Annotated in this window: 19 protein-coding genes; 10 read left to right on the top strand and 9 right to left on the bottom strand. The window is 74.5% G+C overall.

The genetic code is table 11. From position 1 onward, the window contains the following. The first annotated feature begins 7 nt into the window (after positions 1-7). Complete coding sequence (locus HHX31_RS08225; protein WP_169946657.1) at positions 8-565, top strand: HPP family protein; 558 nt, start codon at positions 8-10, stop codon at positions 563-565. On the opposite strand, the gene HHX31_RS08220 is transcribed toward HHX31_RS08225, so the two are convergent. Both HHX31_RS08220 and HHX31_RS08215 read right to left on the bottom strand, forming a co-directional pair. Beyond that, positions 560-1,432: a universal stress protein gene (locus HHX31_RS08220; protein ID WP_169946654.1), complete on the bottom strand. Its 873-nt coding sequence runs from the start codon at positions 1,430-1,432 to the stop codon at positions 560-562. The two genes, HHX31_RS08225 and HHX31_RS08220, sit on opposite strands and share 6 nt — an antisense overlap. After that, positions 1,429-3,129, bottom strand: coding sequence for a GAF domain-containing protein (locus HHX31_RS08215; RefSeq protein WP_169946652.1), 1,701 nt, complete (start codon positions 3,127-3,129; stop codon positions 1,429-1,431). Before HHX31_RS08215 ends, HHX31_RS08220 begins: the two co-directional genes overlap by 4 nt. Before the next feature lie 200 nt (positions 3,130-3,329). Between HHX31_RS08215 and HHX31_RS08210 the strand changes: the two genes are divergently transcribed. After that, complete coding sequence (locus tag HHX31_RS08210) at positions 3,330-3,821, top strand: OsmC family protein (protein WP_169946650.1); 492 nt, start codon at positions 3,330-3,332, stop codon at positions 3,819-3,821. Here HHX31_RS08210 and HHX31_RS08205 read toward each other — a convergent pair. The 5 genes from HHX31_RS08205 to HHX31_RS08185 are packed head-to-tail and all read right to left on the bottom strand — an operon-like array spanning position 3,712 to position 8,199. Beyond that, entirely contained in the window at positions 3,712-4,179 is a 468-nt protein-coding gene (locus tag HHX31_RS08205) for a hydrogenase maturation protease (RefSeq protein ID WP_169946648.1), read from the bottom strand. The genes HHX31_RS08210 and HHX31_RS08205 overlap by 110 nt on opposite strands. Further along, a complete protein-coding gene (locus tag HHX31_RS08200; protein WP_169946646.1) occupies positions 4,172-5,473 on the bottom strand; it encodes a Ni/Fe hydrogenase subunit alpha in 1,302 nt (433 codons plus the stop codon). Before HHX31_RS08200 ends, HHX31_RS08205 begins: the two co-directional genes overlap by 8 nt. After that, the gene (locus tag HHX31_RS08195) at positions 5,470-6,264 is read right to left on the bottom strand and encodes an oxidoreductase (protein ID WP_169946644.1); all 795 of its coding nucleotides are present in this window, start codon (positions 6,262-6,264) and stop codon (positions 5,470-5,472) included. Before HHX31_RS08195 ends, HHX31_RS08200 begins: the two co-directional genes overlap by 4 nt. A gap of 40 nt (positions 6,265-6,304) precedes the next feature. Next, complete coding sequence (locus HHX31_RS08190; protein ID WP_249345705.1) at positions 6,305-7,132, bottom strand: FAD/NAD(P)-binding protein; 828 nt, start codon at positions 7,130-7,132, stop codon at positions 6,305-6,307. After that, positions 7,129-8,199, bottom strand: coding sequence for a 4Fe-4S dicluster domain-containing protein (locus tag HHX31_RS08185; RefSeq protein WP_169946642.1), 1,071 nt, complete (start codon positions 8,197-8,199; stop codon positions 7,129-7,131). The genes HHX31_RS08190 and HHX31_RS08185 overlap by 4 nt, the downstream gene beginning before the upstream one ends. A gap of 222 nt (positions 8,200-8,421) precedes the next feature. Here HHX31_RS08185 and HHX31_RS08180 point away from each other — a divergent pair, with 222 nt between their 5' ends. After that, positions 8,422-8,853: a cellulose binding domain-containing protein gene (locus HHX31_RS08180; protein WP_169946640.1), complete on the top strand. Its 432-nt coding sequence runs from the start codon at positions 8,422-8,424 to the stop codon at positions 8,851-8,853. A 6-nt stretch (positions 8,854-8,859) separates the two neighbouring features. Here the strand turns inward: HHX31_RS08180 and HHX31_RS08175 are convergent, their stop codons facing one another. After that, positions 8,860-9,639, bottom strand: a complete 780-nt coding sequence (locus HHX31_RS08175) for an IclR family transcriptional regulator (RefSeq protein ID WP_311931660.1) — start codon at positions 9,637-9,639, stop codon at positions 8,860-8,862. Between the two features lie 53 nt (positions 9,640-9,692). On the opposite strand from HHX31_RS08175, the gene pobA reads away from it, so the two are divergent. Genes pobA through HHX31_RS08140 form a run of 7 tightly spaced genes read left to right on the top strand, consistent with a single transcriptional unit; the run spans position 9,693 to position 15,759 of the window. Next, positions 9,693-10,868 (top strand): 4-hydroxybenzoate 3-monooxygenase, encoded by a 1,176-nt coding sequence (gene pobA, locus HHX31_RS08170; protein WP_169946638.1) that lies wholly within the window; start codon positions 9,693-9,695, stop codon positions 10,866-10,868. Next, positions 10,865-11,530, top strand: a complete 666-nt coding sequence (gene pcaH, locus HHX31_RS08165; RefSeq protein WP_311931659.1) for a protocatechuate 3,4-dioxygenase subunit beta — start codon at positions 10,865-10,867, stop codon at positions 11,528-11,530. Before pobA ends, pcaH begins: the two co-directional genes overlap by 4 nt. After that, positions 11,527-12,018 carry a protocatechuate 3,4-dioxygenase subunit alpha gene (locus tag HHX31_RS08160; RefSeq protein ID WP_311931658.1) on the top strand — a complete coding sequence of 164 codons (492 nt, stop codon included), beginning with the start codon at positions 11,527-11,529 and terminating at the stop codon, positions 12,016-12,018. Before pcaH ends, HHX31_RS08160 begins: the two co-directional genes overlap by 4 nt. After that, entirely contained in the window at positions 12,008-13,189 is a 1,182-nt protein-coding gene (gene pcaB / locus HHX31_RS08155) for a 3-carboxy-cis,cis-muconate cycloisomerase (RefSeq protein ID WP_169946634.1), read from the top strand. Before HHX31_RS08160 ends, pcaB begins: the two co-directional genes overlap by 11 nt. After that, complete coding sequence (pcaD, locus tag HHX31_RS35575; protein WP_169946632.1) at positions 13,186-13,953, top strand: 3-oxoadipate enol-lactonase; 768 nt, start codon at positions 13,186-13,188, stop codon at positions 13,951-13,953. Before pcaB ends, pcaD begins: the two co-directional genes overlap by 4 nt. After that, positions 13,950-14,324, top strand: coding sequence for a 4-carboxymuconolactone decarboxylase (gene pcaC / locus HHX31_RS35570; RefSeq protein ID WP_311931655.1), 375 nt, complete (start codon positions 13,950-13,952; stop codon positions 14,322-14,324). Before pcaD ends, pcaC begins: the two co-directional genes overlap by 4 nt. A gap of 49 nt (positions 14,325-14,373) precedes the next feature. Beyond that, a complete protein-coding gene (locus tag HHX31_RS08140) occupies positions 14,374-15,759 on the top strand; it encodes a rhodanese-like domain-containing protein (protein WP_169946630.1) in 1,386 nt (461 codons plus the stop codon). A gap of 82 nt (positions 15,760-15,841) precedes the next feature. Here HHX31_RS08140 and HHX31_RS08135 read toward each other — a convergent pair whose 3' ends face one another. Next, a complete protein-coding gene (locus HHX31_RS08135) occupies positions 15,842-16,936 on the bottom strand; it encodes a class I tRNA ligase family protein (protein ID WP_169946628.1) in 1,095 nt (364 codons plus the stop codon). Positions 16,937-16,939 lie beyond the last annotated feature (3 nt).

Here is a 16,939-nt window from a genome sequence, read left to right as displayed (position 1 = left end):
GTGGGCGATGCTGGCCGGTGAGGTCATGACCAGCCCGGCGATCACGCTGCGGCGGGACGACTCCGTGCGGAGGGCGATCCGGGTGCTGTACGACCACGACATCACGGCGGCCCCCGTGCTCGGGGAGCACGGCGAACTGGTCGGGATGGTCAGCGAGATCGACCTGCTGTGCGCCGCCTTCGGGCCGGGCGGCCCGGCGCCGCGGACGGTGGCGGACGTCATGTCGCGCCAGGTGAGCACGGTCGAGGACACCACGGACGCGCGGGTGCTGACGGACCTCATGATCGCGAGGAGGATCAAGAGCGTGCCTGTGCTGCGCGACGAGCGGGTCGTCGGGATGGTGAGCCGGCGCGACCTCATGGCGCTGCTGGCCAGGTCGGACGAGGAACTGCGCGACGCCGTCCTGGCCGCGCTGCGCGAGCGCTACCCCTCGGAGACGTCGTGGGAGGTGACCGTGCGCGACGGCGAGATCGACCTGCACGGCCCCGGCGGCCAGGGCCCGGAGCACGTGGCCGACCTGCTCGCGCGGACGGTCCCCGGGGTCCGTCCGGCCCGTCTGTCATAGGTGCGGCCCTCTCACCACGGCGACCGGGCAGTGGGCGTGGGCGAGCAGGGCGCGGCTCACCGAGCCGAGCACGGCGGCGGTGAGGGCGTTGCGGCCGTGGGAGCCGACGACGAGCAGGACGGCCAGCGACGACGCCTGGATGAGCGCGGCGACCGGATGGCCGCGGACCATGACCAGCTCGCTGTCCACGTCGGCGTACGCGCTCTGCCACGACCGCAGCTCCTCGCGCGCGTGTTCCCCGGCGGCGCGCCCCATCTCGTCCAGATCCGTGGTGATCATCCGCCCGTACGGCACCGGCGGGTCCCAGGCGCACACGATCCGCAGCCGCCGGCGCCGCAGCCGCGCCTCCTCGAACGCGTAGGCCAGGGCGGGCCCGGAGGTCTCCGCGCAGTCGAAGCCCGCCACGACGTCCGCCGCCTCCGCCACGCCCAGGGGCGTCTGGCGTACGACGACGACCGGCACGGCGACGTGCCCGGCCACCTGGTTGCCTATCGACCCGAGCAGCATGCCGGGGAAGCCGCCCGAGCCGTGGCTGCCGATCACCAGCTCGGCCGCGACGGAGGCCTGCTCACGCAGGACGCGGCCGGGACGCCCCTCGACCAGCTCGGTGGTGACGTCGAGACCGGGCCGCCGCTCCCTGACGATCCGCGCCGTGCGGTCGAGGATCTGCCGCCCGGAGGGCGTCATCTTGTCGAAGCAGTCGGGGATCGGATAGCGCGGGCCGTCGTACAGCAGGCGGTCGACGGCGTGGACCACCCGCAGGGACGCGCCCCGCAGGGCGGCATGGTCGGCCGCCCACTCCGCCGCCGCGACCGCCCCGGGGGATCCGTCGGTGCCCGCGACGACCGGATGGTTGAACGGGGTCATGGCGCGGCGCCTCCTTGCGACGTCGGCGGCAGCGGGACACTCCAGCACAGGCGGGTGCCCCCGGTCGCGAGCGTCTCCACGGCGCAGGAACCGCCCAGGCTCTCGGCGCGGTCGCACAGATTGCGCAGGCCGCTGCGGCGTCCCGTGGCGGGGATGCCCACCCCGTCGTCCTCGACCACCAGGGTCAGCCGGTCCTGCTCCAGGCGCACGGTCACGGAGGCCCGGCCGGCGTGGGCGTGCCGCACCACGTTGGATATCGCCTCCCGCGCGACGGCCAGCAGGTGGTCCCCGACGCCCGCGGGCACGCGGGTGTCGAGCTGGCCCTCCAGGCGCAGGGCCGGCAGGAAGCCGAGGGGCTCTCGCGCGCCCTCCACCAGCTCGACGAGCCGGGCGCGCAGCCCCCGGACGCCGGCCGTGGACCGCAGGGCGAAGATCGTGGTGCGGATCTGCCTGATCGTGCCGTCGAGCTCGTCGATCGCGGTCAGCAGGCGCGCGGCCGTCTCCGGGCGCTCCTCCAGCCGGGCGGCGCCGGTCAGCGTCATCGCGACCGCGAACAGCCGCTGGATGACCACGTCGTGCAGGTCCTTGGCGATGCGGTCGCGGTCCTCCAGCAGGCCGAGCCGTTCCGCGTCCCTGCGGGCCTCGTCCAGTTCGAGCGCGACGGCGGCGTGGCCGGCGAACGAGTGCAGCATGCGCACCTCCCCGGGGCTGAACGGGACGCGCCCCGGCCGCCTGCTGAGCGACAGCACCCCCCGCACCGATCCCGGCGCGCCCAGCGGCACCGCGCACACCGCACCGGTTCCGCCCGCCTCTCCCGCGACGGTGAGCAGGCCGGTGCCGCCCAGGTCGGCGACCGCGCGGGGCTCCGCGTGGACGAACGCCTGCCCGGCCAGCGAGCCCTCGACGGGCAGCGGCCGCTCCCGCGCCGCGGCCCCGACGATCTCACCGTCCGTGATCGCGACCCGCAGCGTCCGCCCGCCCTCCTCGGGCAGGAGGATGGCCACCGCGTCGGCGGCGGCCATCCGCAGGGCGTGGCCGGCGATCATGGTCAGCACCCTGGGCGTCTCCGCGCCGGACAGCAGGCTCGTGGTGATCTCCGCCGACGCCCGCAGCCAGGTCTCCCTGCGGCGGGTGTCCTCGTACAGGCGGGCGTTCTCGATCGCCACCCCGGCCGCGGCGGCGAAGGCGACGAGGATCGCCTCGTCGTCATCGTCGAACGCCCCTCCCCCGCGCTTGTCCGTCAGGTAGAGGACGCAGAACGGCTCCCCCCGCACCCGTACGGGCACGCCGAGGAAACCGGTCATCGGGGGGTGGCCGGGCGGGAAGCCGTACGACGCGGGGTGGTCGGAGATGCGCGCGAGCCGCAGCGGCCGGGGGTCTTCGACCAGCAGCCCGAGCAGGCCGAGGCCGTGCGGCCAGTGCTCGATCCGCGCGATCTCGCTCTCGGTCAGGCCCACCGGGAGGAACCTGGCCAGCGTGTGGTCCTCGCCGATCAGGCCGAGCGCGGCGTATCGGGCGCCGGCCAGCGTCGCCGCGCTCTCGGCGACGCGGCGCAGCACGGTATCCAGGTCGAGGTCCCCGCCGACCGAGACGACCGCCTCGAGCAGCGCGTGGACCCGGTCTCGCGTCGGCAGGACCGCCTGCAGCCTGGTGTGCAGCTCGGTCAGCAACCCTTCGAGGTGCGTCTGCGGGATCATGGCCGCCTCCCCTGTCGGGGCCACGCGTTGTCCGCTATGTGCGCTACAGATGAAGTGTCGCAAACCAGGGCACCTCCGGCTCCACCCCTTTGCCAGGTCGCTACCGGCTTCTTACGGTCCGTGTACGCCCAGCCGCCCGCCATCCGGGATATACGCAGACATACTCGGAAATGAGCTGGACTGACGGGCGGGGGTGGGCCATGAGAGAGCCGCGTGACGGCGTCATCCGGGTCGCCTGGCACGGAGCCGACCGGTTCGACATCCGGATCCGGCGCCACGCGATCCGGGCCGACCAGCCCGCGGACGCCGGCGGGAGCGACACAGGGCCCACGCCGGCCGAGCTGTTCGTGGGCAGCGTGGCCGCCGGCGTCGCCTGCTGCGCGGAACGCTACCTGCGCCAGCGCCAGTTGCCCGCCGGGGTCGGGGTGACCGCGCGGTACGACTTCGGCGTGTGTCCCGGCCGGATCGACCACATCGAGCTGTCCGTCGACGCCCCCAGCCTGCCCGCCGGGCTGCGCGCCTCGCTCCTGTCGGTCCTGGAGCACTGCGCGCTCCGCACCACGTTGCGGGTGCCTCCGCAGGTCACCCTGGAGGTCCGGCAGGCCGTTCCCGGGACAGCCGTTCCCGCAGCCCACGCGCCGTACGGCGAACCGCCGCCAGGACAGGCGGGGTCATCGGGGCACCCGGGGTGAAGTCGCCGCCCTCGATCCCGACCACGACCAGCTCGCCCGGCAGCCGGCCGAGCGCCCGCCCCAGCTCGACGGCGTCGGCCAGCCCGAGCGCGTGCGAGCCGCTCGGCTGACGAGACGGCGCCGGCGGTTCGGCGGCCAGGTGGACCGTGCCGGGCGGAGCGCCGGAGCGGACGGCGTCGACCACGATCGCGAGCGCCGCGCCCGACCACGCCTCGACCAGCGCCGCCGGGTCACCGGAGCTCTCCACGACCGCGACGGACGGCGGCAGCGCGCCCCGCAGCCGCCGCGCGACCTCAAGACCCGCCGAGTCGTCGCCGCGCAGATCGCTCCCGAGGCCGATGACCACCCTGTCACCCACGGCTCACCCTGAAGTCGAGGAAGTGGGCCGAGCAGGAGATGCAGGGATCGTGGTTGCGTATCGCCTTCTCGGACAGGAGCGCCAGCTCGTCCTCCGGCAGGCCGAGCCGCGGGGCCAGCAGGTCGCGCAGGTCCGCCTCGATGCGCGCCTGGTTCTGCGCGGTGGGCGGCACGATGTCGGCCTCGGCGACCAGCCCGCCCTCGTCGAGCCGGTAGCGGTGGTAGAGCGTGCCGCGCGGGGCCTCCGACGCGCCGTGGCCGACACCCGGCCGCGGCTCGACCGGCACCCACGGCCGATCCGGTTCCGCGTACCCGCCGAGGAGGCGCAGCGCCTCGTCGCAGGCGTGCACGATCTCCACGGCCCGCACCACGATGGCGCGGTAGGGGTTGCGGCAGACCGGGCCGAGACCGGCGGCGGCGGCCGCCTCCCGCGCCAGCGGGGACAGCCGCGCCGCGTTTAGCGCGTAGCGGGCCAGCGGGCCGGTGAGATAGCCGGTCTCGCCGTCGAGCCTGGCGTGCAGCGCCGTCGAGTGCGGCACCTGCTCCTCGGTCACGTGGTCCGGCCAGTCGGCGACCGCGAAGCCCGCCGGATCCGCGCGCCCGTCGCCGGAGCCGATCGAGCCCGACAGGATGGCGTACTCGCCGGGGTGGCGCAGGGCCAGGAACCGGTAGTCGTGCTCGACGTCGGGGAAGTCGAACCCGGCGACCCAGGCGACGGTGGCGAGCGCGTGGTCGCGGGCGCGGCGCAGCCTCTCGGCGGCGGGGGCGAGCTCGCGCCGGGACGGCACCCGGTAGAAGCCGCCCACCCTGACGTTGACCGGGTGGATGGGCCGCCCGCCGATCGCCGCGACCAGTTCGTTGCCCGCCTTCTTCAGTTCGAGCCCGCGCTCCACCAGGTCGCGGTGGTCGGCGGCCATCGCGACACCGCTGTCGTAGCCGAGGAAGTCGGGCGCGTGCAGCAGGTAGACGTGCAGCGCGTGCGACTCGATCCACTCGCCGTAGTAGAGCAGCAGCCGCAGGTCGCGCAGCGGGCCGGTGACCTCGGCCCCGCAGGCCGCCTCGATCGCCTGGCAGGCGCTCATCTGGTAGGCGACGGGGCAGATGCCGCAGACGCGGGCGGTGATGTCGGGCGGCTCGGTGTGGGCCCGGCCCCGCAGCATCGCCTCGAAGAACCTGGGCGGCTCGTAGATCCGCAGCTCCAGCGTGGTGATCAGGCCGTCGCGGGCGTGCACCACCAGCGCGCCCTCGCCCTCCACCCGGGTCAGGGCGCCGATCCGCACCGTCTTGTGCGTCACTCCTCCTCCTCGCCGAACTCCTCGCCGGACCTCTGCGCCTCCTCGGCCGCCCGCCGGAACGGCTCCGTCGTGGCGTGGTAGGTCCGGTAGATCCGCACCAGCTCGGGGGTGCTCATCCCGAGGCCGCGCATCCAGTGGTTCAGCGACGCGTGGTTGGGGCTCTCCATCGGCCCGAAGCAGCCGTAGCAGCCCCGGTTGAACGCCGGGCACAGCGCCCCGCAGCCCGCCTGGGTGACCGGCCCGAGGCAGGGGGTGCCGTGCGCGACCATCACGCAGGCGTTGCCCCTGGCCTTGCACTCCACGCACACGCTGTGCGCGGGCACCTCCGGCCGCCGCCCGGCGAGGAACGCCGAGATCACTTCGAGCAACTGGCGCCTGTCGGGCGGGCAGCCGCGCAGCTCGAAGTCGACCGGCACATGTGCGGCGATCGGGGTCGAGCGGTCCAGGGTGGCGATGTAGTCGGGCCGGGCGTAGACGACCGCGGCGAACTCCTTGACGTCGGCGAAGTCGCGCAGCGCCTGGATGCCGCCCGCGGTGGCGCACGCGCCGATCGTGACCAGCCGCTCCGACACCCGGCGCACGTGCCTGATCCGCTCCAGGTCCTCCGGGGTGGTGATCGACCCCTCCACCAGCGACAGGTCGTACGGGCCAGGGCCCGGGGCGCTGGACGCCTCCAGGAAGCAGGCGATCTCGACCCGGGCCGCGACGGCCAGCAGTTCGTCCTCGCAGTCCAGGAACGTGAGCTGGCACCCGTCGCACGAGGCGAACTTCCACACGGCCAGCTTGGGCATCGCCGCTCCTCTCCACAACTCCGGGTCTACAACTCCGGGTCTACAACTCCGGGACGGCGAGCATCGGCGCCGCGCGGTCGTACCGCAGCACGGGCCCGTCCTCGCACACGAACAGCGGGCCGAGCTGGCAGTGGCCGCAGCGGGCCACCGCGCACTTCATGTTCCGCTCCAGCGACAGCTCCACCCGGCCGGGGGCGACGCCGCGCCGCACCAGCTCCGCCGCCGTCCTGCACATCATGGCCTCGGGCCCGCAGACGAACGCGCACGTGCGGCGCGGCTCGAAGACGATCCGGTCGATCAGGTCGGTGACCAGCCCCACCGGCCCGCGCCAGGCGTGGTCGGGGTGGTCCACGGTCACCCGGACGTCGGCGCCCTGCCCGGCCCAGCACGCCAGGTCCGCGGAGTACAGCAGCAGGCCGGGAGCCCGGCTGCCCGCGATCACGCTGATCCTGCCGTAGCCGGGCCGGTGCCGCAGCAGCGCCCGCACGACCGGGCGCAGCGGGGCGAGGCCCAGCCCGCCCGCGGCCACCACCACGTCGAGGCCCGCGGCGGCGTGCAGGCTCCAGCCCTGGCCGTACGGCCCGCGCAGGCCGACGACGTCGCCGGGGCGCTTGCCGCACAGGGCGGCGCTGACCGCGCCGACGGCCCTGATCGTCTGGGTGTAGCCGCCCGAGCCGGCCCGCCCGCTGATCGAGACCGGGATCTCCCCCACGCCAGGGGCGTACAGCATGGTGAACTGGCCGGGCTCGAACGGCGGGCAGGCTCCGCGTACCGGCTCCAGCGTCAGGGTCACGGTGTCGGCCCGGTCCGGGCGGCGGGAGCGCACCCGGTACGGCGCCGGCGTCATGGGGTGCGGGCCGCCGATCATGGCAGGTTCGCCAGCTCCTCTGTGACGTCGATGCCGACGGGACACCAGGTGATGCAGCGCCCGCAGCCGACGCAGCCGGACATGCCGAACTGGTCGATCCAGGTCGAGAACTTGTGGGTGAGCCACTGGCGGTAGCGGCCGGCGTTGGAGCCGCGCACCGGCGCCCCGCCGACCTCGGAGAAGCCCAGCGTGAAGCAGGAGTCCCAGCGCTCGATCCGCTCCGCCGTGCCGTCGGTGAACGACGTGGTGTCCTCGACCGTGCTGCAGAAGCAGGTGGGGCAGACCATCGTGCAGTTGGCGCAGGTGAGGCAGCGGGCGCCGACCTGCGCCCAGCGCGGCGAGTCGTGCGCGGACAGCCGTTCCTGGATCCCCTCGGTGTCCACGTGGCGGCCCATCCGCTCGGCCGCCCCCCTGGACACCTCCGCGGCGGCGTCCAGGTCGCCGGCCGTGGCGGGCCGGTGCGGCAGCGCCGCGACGATCCGCTCGCCCCGCTCGCCGCCGGTCTCGACGACGAAGCGGTGCGGCGCGGCCAGTTCCGTGAGGGCGAGGTCGAACCCGGTGGTGGCCTTGGGGCCTGTGTGCATGGAGACGCAGAAGCAGGTGCCGCCCGGCACGGCGCAGTTGACGGCGATCAGCAGCAGGGCCCGCCGCCGCCGCAGGTACGCCGGGTCGGGATGCCTGCCGCCGAGGAAGACCCGGTCCTGCACGGCGATGGCGGCCAGGTCGCAGGCCCGCAGGCCGAGCAGCGCGACCCGCGGGGCGTCCTGCCCGGCCTCCTCGATGTGCTCGCCGCGCATCCGCAGCAGCGTCTGCCGCGGCGGCTGCGTGTACGGCTTGGCGGAGTCGGGGCTCGCCGCGAACGAGAAGACCATCTCGGCGTCGCCCTCGGCCAGGCGGTAGCGTCCCGGCTCCTGGACGTCGGTCCAGCCCCGGGCCAGCCGGTCGGCGGACTCGACCTCCTCGAAGCGGATGACGCGCTCGCGCACCACCGGGCCCACGACGGCGTAGCCCTCGGCCCGCAGCCCGGCCACCAGTGGTTCCAGGGATTCGATCACGACCGCGTCCACGGCGTCCCCCTCGCCCGCAAACACACCCCTCCCGCCCACAGTACGGCGGCCCGCGGGCGCTCAGCAGGGACGAAGGTCCCATGAAACTTTCACGCCCGTGCCGGTACGACGGACCGCACCGGGCCGGTATCCATGACATCCGCCCGTGATCATGGTGACATTCCTGGAGCGAGGTTCGTCGAATCGGCCGCCGGAGACCCCGGCAGGACGAGAGGACAGGCAATGGCAGGGCTCTTTTTTTCGGGCGCTCATGAAACCGGTTTCAGGCACCGGCGGGCGGCCTGGATCGCCGCGGCCGCGCTGGCCGCCACCACGGCGGTCGGCGCTCCGGCCGCACACGCGGACACGGCGTCCTGCTCGATCTCGTTCCCGACGGTCCACCACTACGGCGTCGGGTTCACGGGAGAAGGACAGCTGGTGAACACCGGGACGACCCCCCTGAATGGATGGCGGATCTCCTGGACGTTCACAGGCGACGAGAAGCTCTTCTCCCTGCTGACCACCAAGTGGACGCAGACCGGGCGGAGCGTCACCGCCACGAACGTGTCCTGGAACGGCACCATCGCCCCGGGAGGGAGCGTCCCCATCACCGCGGTCGGCAACTCCACGGGCGGCGCGTTCGGCCTGACCGGCCTGACCTGCACTCCTCTGTGAGACGCCTCAGCCCCGCGTGACGGCGGCCCGGTAGTCGCGGGCGATGCCGGCCGCGACGGCCCGCAGGGGGTCGACCAGGCGGGGCAGCTCGCGCACCCGCCGCGAGGACACCACGATGCCGACGGCCGCGACGGGCCGGTCCCCGACCAGCACCGGCGCGGCCGCCGAGCAGGAGCCGAGCGTCATCTCCTCGTGCGTCAACGCGTACCCCTGAGCGCGCACCTGGGCCAGCTCGCGGGCCAGCCGGCCCGGCTCGATGACGGTGTGCGGGGTGGGCCGCTCCAGCGGCCGGGACAGGTAGTCCGTGACGAACCAGCCCGGCTCGTAGGCGAGCAGCGCCTTGCCGACCCCGGTCGGATGCATGGGCAGCCGGGAGCCGGTCCGCGACACGATCGGCACCGCCCGTTTGCCGTACACCTTGTCCACGAACAGCACCTCGACCCCGTCGCGCACCGCCAGGTGGACGTTCTCGCCGGTGCCGCCGAACAGCTCCTGCAGCCAGGGGTGGGCCACCTCCTGCAGCGGGTCGGGGGCGAGCTGGCCGAGCTCCCACACGCGGCGGCCGATCTGGTAGCGCCCGTCGGCGCCTCGGTGCACGGCGCGCCACTCCTCCAGCTCGCCCACGAGCCGGTGGACGGTGCTCAGCGCCAGGCCGGTCCTCGCGGCGATCTCCGTCAGCGTGAGCCGGGGATGGTGGAGGTCGAAGGCGCCGAGGATGGCCAGGGTCCGGGAGGTGACCGTACGTCCCGGGTCGCGCGCGCCGCCGGACATGATTCCCTCTTCCACTGGGCGGAAGCCAAGCCTACGCGGGGCGGCCCGTCCTCCTGATCCTCTATGGCATGCGAACCAAGGTCGGGATCATCGGAGCGGGACCCGCCGGCCTGCTGCTCTCCCATCTCCTCCATCTGCGCGGCATCGAGTCCGTGGTGCTCGAACGCCGCAGCAGGGAGTACGTCGAGCGGCGGGTGCGGGCGGGGGTGCTCGAACAGGGCACGGTGGACACGCTCGTCGAGGCGGGCGTGGGCGAGCGGCTCAGCCGGGAGGGGCTGCCCCACCACGGCATCGAACTGCGGTACGGCGGGGCGGGCCACCGGATCGCCTTCGAGCGGCTGGTGCCCGGCCGGGCGATCACCGTGTACGGCCAGCAGGAGGTCGTCAAGGACCTCATCGCCGCCCGGCTGGCGGCCGGGGGCGACGTCCGCTTCGAGGTGGACGACGTGGCCGTGCACGACATCGGCACCGACCGGCCGTACCTCACCTTCGGGGGCGAGCGGCTGGACTGCGACGTGATCGCGGGCTGCGACGGCTTCCACGGCGTGTCCCGGGCCTCGATCCCGGAAGGCGTGCTGACCGAGTACCGCCGCGACTACCCGTTCGCCTGGCTGGGCGTCCTGGCCAGGGTGAAGCCGTCGTCGGAGGAGCTGATCTACGCGCGGACCGAGCGCGGCTTCGCGCTGCACAGCATGCGCTCCCCGGAGATCAGCCGCTTCTATCTCCAGGTCGCGCCCGACGAGGACCTCGCCGCGTGGCCAGACGAGCGGATCTGGGCCGAACTGCGGGCCCGGCTGGAGACCGTGCCCGGCTTCGCCCTGGCGACCGGCGACATCGTCGAGAAGGGCATCACCCCGATGCGCGGCTTCGTGGCCGAGCCCATGCAGCACGGCAGGCTGTTCCTCGCCGGGGACGCGGCGCACATCGTGCCGCCGACCGGCGCGAAGGGGCTCAACCTGGCGGTCGCCGACGTGCGGGTGCTGACCGAGGCGCTGGCGCGCTTCTACGCCGACGGCTCGTCCGAGGCGCTGGACGCCTACTCGCGGGCCTGCCTGCCCCGGGTGTGGCGGGCCCAGCACTTCTCGTGGTGGATGACGACGCTGCTGCACACGTTCGAGTCCGACGACGCCTACGCCCGGCGGCTGCAGACCTCCTACCTCGACTACGTGACGTCCTCCGAGGCCGCCGCGACGACGCTGGCGGAGAACTACGTGGGCCTGCCCTACGAAGAGGAGACATCGTGACACACCCTCCCTACCTGTATCCGGACTACGCCAGCACCGTGCTGCGGGCGCCGTCCAGGCCGCCGCTGCCGATGAAGGACGACCCGGAGGCGGCCGAGCTGACCGGCCCGGTCTTCGGCCGCGGCGAGGTGGACCCGCTCGACGCCGACCTGACCGCCGGGCACGCGGGCGAACCGCTCGGGGAGCGGATCATCGTCACCGGGCGCGTCCTCGACGCCTCGGGCCGGCCGGTCCCTGACACGCTGGTGGAGATCTGGCAGGCCAACTCCGCCGGGCGGTACGCGCACCAGCGCGACCGGCATCCGGCCCCGCTCGACCCCAACTTCACCGGCGCAGGACGGTGCCTGACGGACGGCGAGGGACGCTACCGGTTCGTGACGATCAAGCCCGGGGCCTACCCCTGGCGCAACCACCCCAACGCCTGGCGGCCCGCCCACATCCACTTCTCGGTGTTCGGCACGGCCTTCACCCAGCGCCTGGTGACGCAGATGTACTTCCCCGGCGACCCGCTGTTCGCCTTCGACCCGATCTTCCGGTCCGTCCCCGGCCCCACCCGTGAGCGGCTCGTCTGCGCGTTCGACCTCGACGTCACCGAGCCGGAGTGGGCGCTCGGCTACCGATGGGACGTGGTGCTCGGCGGTACCCCCATGGAGGACGCGTGACCACCCCTTCGCAGACCGTCGGGCCGTTCTACGGGTTCGCCCTGCCGTACGCCGCCGACTGGGAACTCGCCCCCGAGGGCCATCCGGGCGCGGTGACGATCACCGGCCGGGTGCTGGACGGCGCGGGCGATCCGGTCCCCGACGCACTGCTCGAAGTCTGGACGGGCGAGGCGGGCGCCCGGGGCGCCCTGGACCGCGCCGGGACCGGGGCCTGCGGCTTCGGCCGGTGCGGCACCGCGGCCGACGGCTCCTACCGGTTCCGCCTCGTGCCGCCCACCCGGCCTTACCTGGCGCTGCTGGTCTTCGCGCGCGGCCTGCTCAAGCCGGTGCGGACCCGCGTCTACCTCGCCGACGTACCCGACCCGCTGCTCGGCTCGCTGGACCCGGCCGGCCGCGCGACGTTGCTCGCCCGCCCTGACGGGCAGGACGCCTACCGGTTCGACGTACGGCTGCAGGGTGAGGGGGAGACGGTCTTCCTTGAGTTCTGACGGAGGCGTTGATCGCGGGCTGCTCTCCCCGGTGTGGGCGGGCACCGAAGTGGCGGAGGTCACGGACGACGACGCCTGGCTGCGGGCGATGCTGGAGGCGGAGGTGTGCCTGGCGCGGGCACAGGCCCGCCTCGGCGTCGTCCCCGGGCCCGCCGCCGCCGCGATCGCCGAGGCGGCCCGTCCTGATCGGTTCCACGCGACCGATCTGGCCCGCCGCGCCAGGGACGCGGGCAACCCCGTCGTGCCGCTGGTGGAGGATCTGCGTACCGCGGCGGGCGAGGCGGGCTCCTGGGTGCATCACGGCGCCACCAGCCAGGACATCCTCGACACCGCGTCGATGCTGGTGGCCGCGCGGGCCCGCGAAGTGATCCTGGGCGACCTCGACCGGGTGCTCGCCGCGCTGGCGCGGCTGGCCGCCCGGCACCGCGACACGCCGATGGCGGGCCGCACGCTCGGGCAGCAGGCCGTGCCCGTCACGTTCGGGCTCAAGGCCGCCGGGTGGCTCGTCGGCTGCCAGGACGCCCGCGACCGCCTGGCGGAGGCGCGCCTGCCGGTCCAGCTCGGCGGCGCGGCCGGGACCATGGCCGGGTACGGCGAGAGGGCGCTCGACCTGCTGTCGCTGTTCGCGGCGGAGACCGGGCTGGCCGAGCCGGTGCTGCCCTGGCACGCGCTGCGCGCCCCCGTGACCGGCCTGGCCTGCGCGCTCGCCGGGGTGACGGGCGCGCTCGGCAAGCTCGCCGCCGACGTGATCCTGCTGGCGCAGAGCGAGGTGGGCGAGGTCGCCGAGCCGGCCGCGCCGGGCCGGGGCGGCTCGTCGGCGATGGCGCACAAGCGCAACCCGGTGCTCGCCACCATGATCAGGTCCGCGGCGCTGCGGGCCCCCGCGCAGGCGGGGATCCTGCTGGCCGCGCTGGCGGCCGAGCACGAGCGGCCCGCCGGGAGCTGGCACTCCGAGTGGGAGCCGCTGCGCGAGTGCCTGCGCCTGGCGGGCGGGGCGGCCGCGACGGCCGCCGAACTGGCCGAAGGGCTGGAGGTGTTCCCCGAGCGCATGCGGCGCAACCTCGATCATCTGCTCGGCGTGCTACACGAGCACGGGGAGGACCCCGGAATCGGATCAGCGCCCGCCCTCGTCGACCGGGCCCTGCGGCACCACCGGAGGGAGGGCGCGTGATCACGCACCACCGATTCGACGGGCCCCCCGATGCCCCGGTCGTCGTGCTCGGGCCCTCGCTGGGCACGACGCTCGACCTGTGGGAACCCCAGCTTCCCGCGCTCACGCGTACCTGGCGGGTGCTCCGCTACGACCTGCCGGGCCACGGCGGGTCGCCGTCCACGACCGGCGTCCCGCGTGATCTGACGGTGGACGACCTCGCCGCGGGGGTGCTCGCCCTGCTCGACCGTCATGACGTGGACACCGCGGCGTACGCGGGGGTGTCGCTGGGCGGGGCCGTCGGAACCACGCTGGCGCTGCGCGCGCCGGACCGCGTCGCGAGCCTGGTCCTGTGCTGCACCTCGGCCCGGTTCGGCGACCCCGAGAGCTGGCGCGAACGCGCCGCGCTGGTCCGGGCCCAGGGCACGCGGCCCCTGCGCGAGGCGACCAAGGGGCGCTGGTTCACCCCTGGCTTCCCCGGCGCGGGGCGCTACCTGGACATGCTGGCCGGCGCGGACCCCGAGGGATACGCCGCCTGCTGCGACGCCCTCGCCGCGTTCGACGTCCGCGACCGGCTCGGCGAGGTCCGCGCGCCCGCGCTGGTCGTCGCGGGGGCCGAGGACCCGGCCACCCCGCCCGCGCACGCCGAGGTCCTGGCCCGGGGCATCCCCGGCGCGGAACTGCTGGTGGTGCCGGGGGCCGCCCACCTGGCCACCGCCGAACGCCCGGACGTCGTGAACGAGGCGATAACGCGCCACCTGACCACCCGCTGGAGGATCGCTTGAGCTACGACGACGGCATGCGCGTGCGCCGCGAGGTGCTGGGCGACGCCCACGTGGACCGGGCGCAGGAGGGGACCACTGATTTCACCGCCGACTTCCAGAGCCTGATCACCCGGTACGCCTGGGGGGAGATCTGGACCCGGCCCGGGCTGGACCGCAGGACCCGCAGTTGCGTCACGCTCACCGCCCTGGTCGCCGGCGGGCACCTGGAGGAGCTGGCCATGCACGTGCGGGCCGCGCTGCGCAACGGGCTCACCAGAGACGAGATCAAGGAGGTGCTGCTGCAGACCGCGATCTACTGCGGCGTGCCCGCCGCCAACGCCGCGTTCGCCGTCGCCCAGCGAGTCCTCGCAGAGGACGTCCCGGAGCGGTGAAGTCCTCGTCGCGGGGTACGGGTGCCTCACGAGACGAGGAGGGACATCAATGACCGAGATCATCCCTGTCGACACCCCCTCGCTGGGCGACCGCAGCTACCTCGTCACCGACGGCGAGGTCGCCTTCGTCGTAGACCCGCAGCGGGACATCGACCGGATGCTCCGCCTGGCCGAGCGGCGCGGCGTCGACATCCGCCACGTCTTCGAGACCCACGTGCACAACGACTACGTGAGCGGCGGGCCCGCGCTGGCCGCCGCCACCTGCGCCGACTACCACGTCAACGCGGCCGACCCCGTGGCGTTCGACCGCAGCCCGATCGAGGACGGGGACGTGATCGAGACCGGCGGCCAGACGCGCCTGCGCGTCGTCGCCACCCCCGGCCACACCTTCACCCACCTGTCGTACGTGCTGGAGGCCGCGGACCGGCCGCCCGCCGTCTTCACCGGCGGCTCGCTGCTGCACGGCACGACCGGGCGGCCCGACCTGCTCGGCCCCGAGCACACCGGCACGCTCGCGCGGGCCCAGTACGCCTCGGCGCACCGGCTGGCCCGCGAACTGCCGCCCGAGACGGACGTCCTGCCCACGCACGGGTTCGGCAGCTTCTGCTCGGCCGTCCAGTCGGACGTCACAGAGTCGACCATCGGCGACGAGCGGCGGGGCAACCCGGTCCTGACCAGCGGCGAGGAGGAGTACGTCCGGTCGCTGCTGGCCGGGCTGGACGCCTACCCCGCCTACTACGCCCACATGGCGCCGCTCAACCGGGCGGGGGCGGACGCGCCCGACCTGTCCGCGCCGCGCCGGGCCGACGCCGCCGAGCTGCGCCGCCGCCTGCGGGCCGGCGAGTGGGTCGTGGACCTGCGGTCCCGTACGGCGTTCGCGGCCGGCCACCTGCCCGGGGCGCTCAACTTCGGGCTGGACGGCGACTTCGTCGTCTACCTGGGCTGGCTCGTCCCCTGGGGGACACCGGTGACGCTGCTGGGCGAGACGCCGCGGGACATCGCCGATGCGCAGCGCGAACTGGCCAGGATCGGCATCGACCGTCCCGCCGCGGCCGCCACCGGGGGGCCCGCCGACTGGACCGGCGACGACAAGCCGGAGTCGACGCCCGTGGCGACGTTCGCCGACCTGGCCGCCGTGCGCCGGCACCGGCCGGTCGTGATCCTGGACGTGCGCCGCGCCGCGGAGTGGCGCGAGTCGCACCTGCCCGGCTCGGTCAACATCCCGCTGCACGAGCTGCCGTCGCGGCTGGGCGAGGTGCCGGCCGGCGAGGTCTGGGCGCACTGCGCGAGCGGCTACCGGGCGTCCATCGCCGCCTCGATCCTCGCCGCCGCCGGCCGTGACGTCGTCGCAATCCACGACGACTACGACCCCAACACCGTGATCTTGCAGTTTGTCGCAGACAGCGGCGCCGACCTGGCACGGAACCATCCGTGATCATGCAGCGGAAGCACGCTCGGCACCGCTGACCAGGCATGACGCTATTCGTGATCATGCGATGCCGCCCGGCGGGCCGTCGTCAGCCGAGGCCCAGCAGCGCGATCACCGTACGGGCGGCCTGCCCGCCCTCCTCCTCGGCGATCGCCAGGGCGGTCGCGACGTCCAGGTCGTCCAGCAGCGCGCCAACCGCCGCCCGCTCCCCCGCCGCCGGGGCCGAGGGCCGCCCGGCAGCCGCATGGAGCCGCTCCAGCCGGGCGGCGGCCTCGTCCAGGCCGCCGGGACGGTAGTCCCAGCCGTCCGCCCACGGGTGACCGAGCAGCATCAGGCGCACGGCGCCGGCCGGATGGCGCCGCAGCAGGTCGGCGGTGAACACGAGGTTGCCCGCCGACTTGGCCATCTTCGCGCCGTCCACGCGGACCACCCCCACGTGCAGCCAGGCGCGGGCGAACGGCCGCACCCCGGTCGCCGCCTCGGCCATCGCCGCCTCGTACGCGTGGTGCGGGAAGCGCAGGTCGGCGCCGCCCGCGTGCAGGTCGAGGGCCGGCCCGTACGTCGTCAGCGCCATGGCGGCGCACTCGGCGTGCCACCCGGGCCGTCCGTCGCCCCACGGGCTCGGCCAGCCCGGCTCCCCGTCCGCCGACGGCCGCCAGATCGCGACGTCCGCCGGGTCGTCTCTTCCTGTCTCGTCTGGATCTTCGCCGAACTCCGCCAGCAGGCGGGCCGCCTCCTCGGCGCCGAGCCCGGCCCGCTCGCGCACGCCCGCGCCGCGGAAGTACACCGCGCCGTCCCGCTCGTACGCGTGGCCCAGCTCCACCAGGGCACGGGCGAGCGCCACGACCTGCGGCACGTACGTGTGCGCCCGCGGCTCGTACGTCACCGGGTGCACGTGCAAGGCCGCCATGTCCCGGTCGAAGTAGAACTGCTGCACCGCCGCGAAGCTGTCGTACGGGCTGCCGGCCCGGCGCGCCGCGGAGGTCAGCACGTCGTCCACGTCGGTGACGTTGCGGCAGACCTCGACGGGCACGCCGGTGTGCCGCAGGACCCGGGCCGCCACGTCGGCCCACACGAACGTCCTCGCGTGGCCGAGGTGGGTCGTGTCGTAGGGCGTGATCCCGCACACGTACATCCGGGCCCGGCCCACCACGGGCAGCGGCGTCCGGCCGATCGTCAGCATGGA

Origin of the sequence: Microbispora sp. H11081 (genome assembly GCF_012999535.1) — a bacterium.
Classification (GTDB): Bacteria; Actinomycetota; Actinomycetes; order Streptosporangiales; family Streptosporangiaceae; genus Microbispora.
This window is presented reverse-complemented; position numbering and strand designations above follow the sequence as displayed.

Excerpts from the sequence above, each read along its gene's own strand:
- HHX31_RS08225 (WP_169946657.1), top strand. The coding sequence starts at position 8 with ATGCTGGCCGGTGAGGTCATGACCAGCCCGGCGATCACGCTGCGGCGG.
- HHX31_RS08220 (WP_169946654.1), bottom strand. The coding sequence starts at position 1,432 with ATGACCCCGTTCAACCATCCGGTCGTCGCGGGCACCGACGGATCCCCC.
- HHX31_RS08215 (WP_169946652.1), bottom strand. The coding sequence starts at position 3,129 with ATGATCCCGCAGACGCACCTCGAAGGGTTGCTGACCGAGCTGCACACC.
- HHX31_RS08210 (WP_169946650.1), top strand. The coding sequence starts at position 3,330 with ATGAGAGAGCCGCGTGACGGCGTCATCCGGGTCGCCTGGCACGGAGCC.
- HHX31_RS08195 (WP_169946644.1), bottom strand. The coding sequence starts at position 6,264 with ATGCCCAAGCTGGCCGTGTGGAAGTTCGCCTCGTGCGACGGGTGCCAG.
- HHX31_RS08190 (WP_249345705.1), bottom strand. The coding sequence starts at position 7,132 with ATGATCGGCGGCCCGCACCCCATGACGCCGGCGCCGTACCGGGTGCGC.
- HHX31_RS08180 (WP_169946640.1), top strand. The coding sequence starts at position 8,422 with ATGGCAGGGCTCTTTTTTTCGGGCGCTCATGAAACCGGTTTCAGGCAC.
- pobA (WP_169946638.1), top strand. The coding sequence starts at position 9,693 with ATGCGAACCAAGGTCGGGATCATCGGAGCGGGACCCGCCGGCCTGCTG.
- HHX31_RS08140 (WP_169946630.1), top strand. The coding sequence starts at position 14,374 with ATGACCGAGATCATCCCTGTCGACACCCCCTCGCTGGGCGACCGCAGC.
- HHX31_RS08135 (WP_169946628.1), bottom strand. The coding sequence starts at position 16,936 with ATGCTGACGATCGGCCGGACGCCGCTGCCCGTGGTGGGCCGGGCCCGG.